The 7431-nt window shown below is 45.6% G+C and carries 7 protein-coding genes; all 7 read left to right on the forward strand.

The genetic code is table 11. The annotated features are described in order from the left end of the window. Positions 1-161 precede the first annotated feature (161 nt). On the forward strand, positions 162-521 hold the full coding sequence (locus tag Q0X57_RS06655; RefSeq protein WP_297729337.1) for a four helix bundle protein: 360 nt from the start codon (positions 162-164) through the stop codon (positions 519-521). A gap of 101 nt (positions 522-622) precedes the next feature. Continuing rightward, positions 623-1915: a nucleotide sugar dehydrogenase gene (locus Q0X57_RS06660; RefSeq protein ID WP_297729339.1), complete on the forward strand. Its 1293-nt coding sequence runs from the start codon at positions 623-625 to the stop codon at positions 1913-1915. Between the two features lie 17 nt (positions 1916-1932). Continuing rightward, positions 1933-3000 (forward strand): acyltransferase, encoded by a 1068-nt coding sequence (locus Q0X57_RS06665; protein ID WP_297729343.1) that lies wholly within the window; start codon positions 1933-1935, stop codon positions 2998-3000. Between the two features lie 28 nt (positions 3001-3028). Further along, positions 3029-4198: an ATP-grasp domain-containing protein gene (locus Q0X57_RS06670; RefSeq protein WP_297729346.1), complete on the forward strand. Its 1170-nt coding sequence runs from the start codon at positions 3029-3031 to the stop codon at positions 4196-4198. A gap of 114 nt (positions 4199-4312) precedes the next feature. Next, positions 4313-5299, forward strand: a complete 987-nt coding sequence (locus tag Q0X57_RS06675; protein ID WP_297729349.1) for a hypothetical protein — start codon at positions 4313-4315, stop codon at positions 5297-5299. Positions 5300-5301: 2 nt separating this feature from the next. Next, positions 5302-6201, forward strand: coding sequence for an arginase (locus tag Q0X57_RS06680; RefSeq protein WP_297729352.1), 900 nt, complete (start codon positions 5302-5304; stop codon positions 6199-6201). Between the two features lie 3 nt (positions 6202-6204). Beyond that, a partial coding sequence (locus Q0X57_RS06685) for an oligosaccharide flippase family protein (protein WP_297729356.1) occupies positions 6205-7431 on the forward strand: 1227 nt, incomplete at its 3' end.

The raw sequence follows: 7431 nt of genomic DNA on the forward strand, positions 1-7431 counted from the left end.
ACAGCCAATAGCCAACAGCCAACAGCTAACAGCTAACAGCTAACAGCCAACAGCTAACAGCTAACAGCTAACAGCCAACAGCCAACAGCCAATAGCCAACAGCCAATCGCCAACAGCTAACAGCCAACAGCCAATCGCCAACAGCCAATCGCCAACAAAATATGCGCAACTTCAGAAAATACGATGCTTGGCAGAACGCCTTACAGGTAGTAGAGACTATCTACCAGCTAACGAAGTGTTTCCCAGAAGACGAGAAGTACGGACTAACGAATCAAGTTAGAAGAGCTGCAGTATCTATAGCATCAAATATTGCTGAGGGAGCCTCTAGAGAGTCTGAAGTAGACTTCGCAAGATTTCTTGAGATATCTCTAGGATCCGCATTTGAAGTTGAAACACAAACACTTATCGCCAATCAACTAGGCTACGTAACAGCTGAGAACTATGAGCCACTCCTCAATCAACTAACCATCTTGCAGAAACAAATCAATAGTTTAATCTCCAAAATCAGGCAAAAAAGATAGTTTGTTAGCCGTTAGCTCTTGGCTCTTAGCTCTTGGCTGTTAGCCATTAGCTAGCCAACAGCCAATCGCCAATAGCCAACCACCAATAGCCAATTACGAATATGAATCAGCCAACAGCCAACAGCCAACAGCCAACAGCTAGAATAGCCGTTATCGGACTAGGCTACGTAGGACTACCACTAGCTCGGCTTTTCTCCACTAAATATAAGACCATAGGCTTTGACCTCAATGCTAAGCGCGTTGAGGCTCTGATGGCAGGACACGATGCCACACTAGAGGTCTCTGACGAACTCCTCCAGTCTGCCTTGGACAACGGATTTCGCTGCACATCAGACATTGAGGAGATACGCTCTTGCAACTTCTATGTCGTAGCCGTGCCGACACCCGTAGATGAGAACCACAACCCAGACTTGACACCGCTCGTGGGTGCCAGCACAACCATCGGTAAGGTGATCTCAAAGGGCGATGTTGTGGTCTACGAGAGCACCGTTTATCCAGGCGTCACGGAGGACGAGTGTATACCAGTCGTCGAGCAAGTGTCAGGACTTAAGCTCAACGTGGACTTCTACGCTGGTTATAGCCCTGAGCGTATCAACCCAGGCGACAAGCAGCATACCGTAGAGCATATCAAGAAGGTCACCTCAGGCTCCACACCCGAGGTGGGCCAGTATGTCAACGCGGTCTACAGCTCCGTCATCACCGCGGGTACCCACCTAGCATCTAGCATCAAGGTGGCTGAGGCTGCTAAGGTTATTGAGAATTCTCAGAGAGATATCAACATAGCTTTCGTCAATGAGTTGGCGAAGATCTTCGATCGTATGGGTATCGACACGCTAGAGGTGCTAGAAGCTGCTGGCACGAAGTGGAACTTCCTGCCTTTCCGTCCAGGACTTGTCGGCGGACACTGCATCGGTGTCGATCCTTACTACTTAGCTCAGTGTGCGCAGCGGTATGGCTACAATCCTGAGATCATCCTCGCTGGTCGGCGTATGAACGACGGCATGGGCGCTTATGTCGCTGAGCAGGTGGTCAAGCTGATGCTCAAGCGAGGTATACAGGTGCTGAACTCTAACGTGCTGGTGCTAGGTTTCACCTTCAAGGAGAACTGCCCCGACGTGCGCAATACGAAGGTGATCGACATCGTCAAGACGCTTCGTGAGTACAATGTCAACGTCACTATCCACGATCCATGGGCCAATCCTGAGATCGCACAGCGTGAATATGGTGTGGAGATACATAACGAACTCCCCACTGACCGCTACGATGCCGTCATCCTAGCCGTCTCCCACAGAGAGTTCGAGGGTCTCGACCTCGACAAACTCAAGGCTGACAACGCCGTCGTCTACGACGTCAAGTCCTTCCTCCCGCCCCACGCCTACGACCAGCGACTGTAACACGCCCCCCTCTCTTAATGATCACTCAAGAAAATATCAATAAGCAGTATCTCCCTATCTCTATATGGAGACCTATATTGATACTCTCTATCGTGGTAGGGCATAGCTTTGCCATCTATAGTGGAGCATGGCAGTATGACTTTGAGCGTGGTGTAGATTATATTGCTGCATATAGCTGGCAGAACTCTTTTTTCATCAGCTTCCAGTTAGAGGCATTCTTCTTTATATCTGGCTATCTCTTTTGGATGGGACGATATGTTGAGAAAACGCTTACTCCTGGTACTTACTACCAGTTCATCAAGAAGAAGTTTGCGAGGCTATATGTTCCCTCCATTGTATTTAGTCTGCTTTACCTCTACTTTTTCACTTCGCCTATAGAGGCTAGGGGCTTATTGGATGCTTTACTCTTAGGAAAAGGACACTTATGGTTCTTGCCTACTATCTTTTGGTGCTTTGCGATACACCGCCTTCTAGCCAAGTGGGGACGTGAGCATCTAGAGCTTTATCTGACACTCTCCTTTCTAGCTATCTATGCGGGGACTGTGACCTATCATCTCCTGCCTGGGGCCTTCACTTATCTGCTCTGTCGAGTCACTCGCTACTACTTCTTTTTCGTGCTGGGAGCTTCTATTCACAACACACGGATAGACAATTGTCTCAGAGGTGCTTCTGCTCATCGAGGTGTGCTACAATACACCCTCCTCTTTGCTCTTCTTTTCCTTCTCCTGTGGGTGGTTAGTATGTTTGACAACTGGCACTTAGTTGGAGACAATAACATTGAGAGACTCATAGACTTTGCGGTCAGTCCTATCTGCGCACTAATGGGTACGTTAGCCATGTACACAACTTGGCTGCTTATGGAACGGTATAGCTACTCCTTTAGGGTCGCTCGAGCATGGGTCTACCTATCCAGTATTTCCTTTGGAGTGTATGTGGTACACCAGTTTATCCTAGTTGAAGTGGTGGACAATCATCTACTACAACTTCAGTCCCTCGTAGGGGCATGGGCTATACCTTTCACCCTTATCATCATAGGAGCTTTAGGCTCCATCGCTGTGGTAGAAGCATTCAAGAAAGTCTTATAGTAGGTACTTTATACTCTTAATCTCTCGTATGATGTCCAACCAGATCAAAGACTTACTTCCGCCTGTTATTGTCGTAGGACCTAGCCACGTAAATGCTTTAGGTGTGGTTAGGAGCTTGGGAGAGATGGGTGTAAGACCATCCTTTGTACAATTAGGGCACCGCGCAAACTTCGTCCGAGCAAGTAAATACCTAGGAGGTTCAACAGTTGTCTCAACAGCGGAAGAGATAGTGCCTTACCTTACAGTGCTAGGGAGGGAATTAGAGACAAAAGCTCTTCTTATTGCGACATCGGATCAAACAACAGCCATCGTTAGTCAAGCGTATGATAAGCTGTCTCGTTTTTTCTATCTACCTCATTCTATAGATGGGATTGGACTAGAGCTTAAGATGGATAAGTTGTGGCAACACGACCTTGCAACTAAGTATGGCATACGGACACCCAAGACTTGGATTATTGATAACAGTAGCTTTGATGATATAGCTCAAATTACTTATCCTTGCTTCACTAAGTCTAGGAACTCCCTATCAGGTGGTAAGTCAAACAGTCATATATGCTATAATCAGGGAGAGCTTAAAGAGATTCTCTCTCAAACTTCGGATAAGATTATCGTACAGGAGCAGATTAGACGAGTTACAGAGGTGGATTTGTTGGGCTTTGTAGATGACGAAGGGTCTATCTGTATGCCAACGGGGTACTACTACCTAAATCTCAAAGACAGTTCTTATGGGACAAAAGCGATTCACGATTCTTCAGAGCAGATAGAGAAGAAGTTTGATTTAGACGATAAAGTTATATTGAACTTTATTCAAGCGACAGGCTATAGATGTGGCTTTTTTAGTGTTGAGTTTTTAGTTGATCAGGAGAATAGGACTTTCTTCACCGAAATCAACCTGAGAAACGATGCTCATACGTATGGAGCAACTCAATATGGAGCAAATATTCACTACGGGCTCTATGCAAAGGTTCACAAGATTGAGTCGGAAGCGTGGTTGTGCTTAAAGCGACCTCAGACTATGATAGCAGATCAACTAGACTTTTTTGACACAGTGTATAAGCGAAAGAAATCTATATGGCGGTGGATTAGAGAGGTAAAGCAGTTTGACACCCGCCTATTAATGAATAAAAGAGATCCCCTACCGTCAGTAAGATTTGTATGGGACCTAGTATCGAAGAAGCTATTTGTGCGCCATAGATAAGCTCTCAAAGCATATACCTCTCAATCTTATAGATCAATACCCAAACCCAATCAAGAACAAAATATGAAAATTGCCATATTACGACCTCGACTCACTACGTTTTCATCGTATTGGATGAAGTATTGCGAGGAGCACCAGTATGAGTATAAGACATTCGATCCTTATGACTCCGAAATAGTTGACAAGATCATAGATTACGACATTATCCTGTTTGATCATCATCAAGCTGATTATAGAGATGTACTCTTTGCCAAGCAACTCCTATTCTCACTCGAGCAGGCTGGCAAGATCGTCTTTCCTAACTTTAGAACAGGCTGGCACTTTGATGATAAGCTAGGACAGAAGTACCTCTTTGAGGCTTTAGGGGTTCAAGCTGCTAAGTCATGGGTATTCTATGATAAGAAGAGTGCCTATGAGTGGATTGAGACGACAGACTTCCCCAAGGTGTTCAAGCTAAGAGGAGGAGCTGGTTCGGCTAATGTGATGCTAGCTCATAATGCTAGAGAGGCAAAGAGGTTTGTCAAGAGAGCTTTCGGTAGAGGTTTTGCGCAGTTTAGAGGTTGTGACTATGTGCGAGATCGATATAAGGCTTATAAAGCTAAGAAGATACCCCTCAAGGCTTTGATTCGATCCTGTGGAAGATTGATTATACCTACTGAATATACAAAGATGCATGCTCCAGAAAAAGGGTATGCCTACTTTCAAGAGTTCATCCCCAATGACGGGTTTGATTATAGATTGGAGATCGCAAACAATAAGGCAATAGCTATGGTGCGTATGTGTAGGGAGGGTGACTTCAGAGCCTCTGGAGGACATGATGACAGATATGACGCATCTCTAATTCAGCAAGACGTTGTTGAGTTTGCCTTTGAGTGCTATGACAAGCTAGAAGTGCAGTCTGTTGCTCTCGACATTGTCAGAGAGAAGGAGTCTGGAAAGTTATATCTGATAGAGGTCTCTTATTGTTACGGACTAGATGCGGATGAATTTGAGCACGGATACTGGACTCGTGATGGCGAGCATCATCGTGAACCGTTTAATGGCCTATACTGGATGATCGAAGAAGTTATCAAAGCCGTCTCGTACAGTAAAAGAGGGTAGGCATGAAAACATTTGATGTCATAGGTTACCCCATCAACTTCGGTTGCGATAAAGATGGCAACGAGTTAACCCCGTCTATACTTAGGCGGGATGGCTGCTATACCTCCGCTAAGCATCAAGTGAATGACTTGGGCGACCTACCCTGTACGCCAAGAGCTGCTATTATAGAGGAGAAGTATGTTTCACACCCTACGATCAAGTTTCTCAATCCGATCTTAACCGCATCCCGTCCCTTGGCTGAGAGGGTCAAGCATTCGATAGAGCAGCAACATATTCCCCTATGTGTGGGAGGTGACCATGTGATGGCTTTCGGTAGTATCGCTGGCGTTGGTCTAGCTAAAGGAGCTGACAACTATGCCGTTATATACATCGATGCACATGGAGACTTCAATACGGAGGCTAGCTCCTCAACGGGAAACATGCATGGCATGCATCTCTCCTATCTTATGGGGTTTGGAGAGGATGACATCGCTAATTTTTGGGGAGTAAGCCCGCTCTTGAAGCCTCAAAACATCTACTTCTTGGGAGCTAGAGCTCTAGATCCTGGGGAGAAAGAGATGGCTGCTAAGATCAATATGTACATCCGTAGCTCCGAGCAGCTCAACGCCTCAGATCCCGCAGAGGTTATCGTTGATATTCTCTCTGACATCAAGCGCAAAGGTATCGACCATATCCATCTTAGCTTCGATGTGGATGTGATTGATCCTAGATATGCTCCTGGTACGGGTGTCCCAGAAAAGGATGGCATCACGCCAGCTCTTGCGTATACCCTCGTTCGACAGGCTGTTCAGTCGGATTTGGTTAAGTCAATTGATTTGGTAGAGCTTAATGCCAATCTAGATCAAAACCACATGACCGAGAGGATCATGCAACAAGTACTGAGTATCATCCTAGAAGGGTAATCGATGGCAAGCGGTAAACTCAAGTCGCTAATAGATAGAGTGCGAGGTAATCAAGATGCGAAGACTCTTATTGAGAACTTTGCATCACTCTCTGCACTGCAAGTGGTCACCTTAATACTTCCTCTTATAACTCTGCCTTATGTACTAAGAGTGATGGGTAAGTCTGGGTATGGCGTTTATGTGATGGCCATAACTATGATGGACTACTTTGTTACTATTACAGACTTTGGGTTTGCAGTATTGGCTCCGAGAGATGTTGCACTCACTAGAGATGATAAAGACGCTCGCAATAAGGTTTACTCCCAAGTCATCTTTACGAAGATTGCTTTGGCCGTGCTAGCTATACTGTTGTTTTCAATACTGATTATAGCTGTACCCTCGTTCAGACAAGATTGGATCTCGTATCTATGTGCTCTCCCCATATTGCTCGGCTCTGTATTTATTACAGACTGGTTCTTTCAGGGGATAGAGCAGATGAAGTTCATCACGATTATACAGGTAACTACACGCGTGTTATTCACCTGTCTGGTTTTTGTTGTAATTAGAGAGTCTGGAGACTTCAATAAATACATCCTCTTGCAGTCCATGACCTATGCCCTATCAGCCGTAATCTCTCAGTTGATCGTCCGAAGGAAGCATCATGTAAGATTTGTGCGGGTATCTATGATTGAGTTCAAAGAGACGGTACAGGAAAACCTCCCTATATTCATCAACATCTTCTTACCCAACCTCTACAATGCTGGGGGAATCCTGCTGTTGGGGCTTTTTCATGATCACAATGCCGTAGGTACGTATGAGACTCTGCATAAGATTGCCATGATAGGTCTTACGTTAGTGACTATCCTGTCTCAAGTCTTTTTCCCATTTTTGAGCCGTCGTAAAGAGGCTTTTCGGAGAAGTGCGAGAATCTCAATTGTCGTCGGAGTATGCTCTGCAGGACTAGCACTCATTGGTACTCCAGTCGTATTTTGGTACCTCGCCATAGAGTGGGCTATCACACCCTTTATTGTATATGCTATCCTGTGTGTCAACATAGTCTGTCTTACGGTTATCAAGACTTATGGTCAGAACTTCCTCATCACGCATGGGTACGACATTAAGTATGTTAGAGCGACTCTTATATCTTCTCTCATAGGAGGCGGCTTAGCTTTGATACTCATATACCCACTCTCTGCCATTGGCGCAGCACTGACGCTGACACTTAGCAATGGCTTAGGGGGAGCTATGTGC

This window comes from uncultured Porphyromonas sp., from assembly GCF_947254915.1.
Lineage (GTDB): Bacteria > Bacteroidota > Bacteroidia > Bacteroidales > Porphyromonadaceae > Porphyromonas.